Raw genomic sequence first — 1,860 nt, forward strand, 5'->3', positions numbered from 1 at the left:
CTCACTTGTTGTAAGACTTGCCCTCGCTTGATTTCGTTATTGATTGTTTGAGGAGCTCTTCCAAGTAGGCGAGCAATTTCTCGATTGGATTTTCCTTCTTTGTTCCATCGTTCAATGTAGCGACGATCATTAATTGTCAAATGTTTTCCTTTTGTTGTATAATTGTTTTGCATCTCTGTGCCCTTCCTTTTGTTTGTGGTGAACAACAAGTATAGCACGGAGGTGTTTTCTTATACCTTACAAAAGGATTTCATTTGACAACAGGGACTTTTGAAGCTGTTTTGAGGGCTAAACCAAGGCTATCATTAGCCTTGGCCAATTAGCCTAACAGCTCCAAACCTATTATCAAATGAAATCAGACAACTCATCAGAATGAGTTGTAGTACTTATCTAGCAGATAGGATGGGTGGCTAACTTCATTTTAAAATTTTTGGACCTGAATCAGAAAGCTACTTAGAAGAAAAAGAATATTTCGATGTGATAGCCAAAACAAGAGAAAATCCTCAGTACATCTCACACATGACATTGTACATATTAGCTATCAGTGGCATGCGATTCGGTGAAGCTATGGGACTAACCTGGTCCGACATTGATTTCGACAGACAGGTATTCAAGGTGGAGAATACCTGGGATTACTCCGACAGCGAAGATTTTGCGGATACCAAAAATAACCAATCGATTAGGGAAATCCCATTCAATGATGACGTTGCTACCGTTCTTCAAGATTTTAAGAAACATCATTGGAAAGAAAACGATCAGCAACGTGTTCTCTTTGGTGCTTCCAACCGAGCTACCAATACAGCACTAAAGAGGATGGTAGGACGTGACGTACACCCACATACATTAAGACATACTTATGCTTCTTACCTGATATTTAAAGAAGTACCTGTCGCAAGCATTTCAAAGCTGCTTGGTCACAAATCAATGGTTATTACTTTAAAAGTGTATGCCCACCAATTTGAAAAAATGAAGGAGAAGCATCATACTGAAGTACGGGATGTTCTGACAGACATTCATTAGTAAGTGGGCAACTGGTGGGCAAATAGCCCCAAACTATTGATAAATAAAGGCTCTAAAATCCGTCTACCGCCTTTTTTATCCCTGTTTAACAGGATTTAACCGAGTGAAAAGCCCGAAAAATCGGGCTTTTTTGATTTTGTGTTCGGTTAAATGAGGTTAAATACGAAAAACATTTCGGACGAATTTCGGACGATTCAAAAAAGCCAATACCCAAAAACCGCCCCAAATTCGAGACGGTTAGTGTTAGAAAATCAATGGAACCTTTCCATTAAATTTCTAATCATTTTATCATATTCTAAACGAAACTCTCATGATTTTCTCAATCGAGTAGAGGCTAATTTCTAGTCCCTCTCACACCACCGTGCGTGCCGTTCGGCACACGGCGGTTCAACTAACTTTTAACGCATGTCGTTTAAGATAGAAATCTAGACAAGAAACCAGTCCTCTTTTAGTAAGGGCTGGTTTTGATATAGCTCGCTTTAAGACTGACTTTTGTGCCACTAGTTGATAGTGGTTACCCCAGCCAGATACTTTATCGGCTATCCATTTCGGAACACCTAGTTTCAGAAGTCCCCATAGTCGTCTCGATTTTTTCTTCCATTGCTTCCAGATAATGACTCGGATACGAGTTCGTAAACGCTCATCTATTTGCGTCAGTATCGTCTTCATATTACCAAGTGAGAAGTAATTTACCCAACCGCGGATAACCCAATTTAATCGTTCAATCCGTGTCGTTAGGTCAATGCTCCACTTCCTCGTCGTTAGTCGCTTCAGCTTGCGCTTAAAACTCTGTACACTATCTTGATGGGGACGGCATTTCCAGCCTTTCGGAGATTTCCA

At 40.2% G+C, this 1,860-nt stretch carries 3 protein-coding genes; 1 reads left to right on the forward strand and 2 read right to left on the reverse strand.

Going from position 1 to position 1,860, the window contains the following annotated elements; all coding sequences use genetic code 11:
* Positions 1-173 (reverse strand): helix-turn-helix domain-containing protein (locus HZY94_RS09055; protein ID WP_179924846.1); only part of this gene is annotated, 173 nt, incomplete at its 3' end.
* Positions 174-426: 253 nt separating this feature from the next.
* On the opposite strand from HZY94_RS09055, the gene HZY94_RS09060 reads away from it, so the two are divergent.
* The gene (locus HZY94_RS09060) at positions 427-1,020 is read left to right on the forward strand and encodes a site-specific integrase (RefSeq protein WP_179925876.1); all 594 of its coding nucleotides are present in this window, start codon (positions 427-429) and stop codon (positions 1,018-1,020) included.
* A 387-nt stretch (positions 1,021-1,407) separates the two neighbouring features.
* On the opposite strand, the gene HZY94_RS09065 is transcribed toward HZY94_RS09060, so the two are convergent.
* Positions 1,408-1,860: group II intron maturase-specific domain-containing protein (locus HZY94_RS09065; protein ID WP_306538575.1), on the reverse strand; the 453-nt coding region annotated here is incomplete at its 5' end.

This window comes from Streptococcus danieliae (genome assembly GCF_013415245.1).
Classification (GTDB): Bacteria; Bacillota; Bacilli; order Lactobacillales; family Streptococcaceae; genus Streptococcus; species Streptococcus danieliae_A.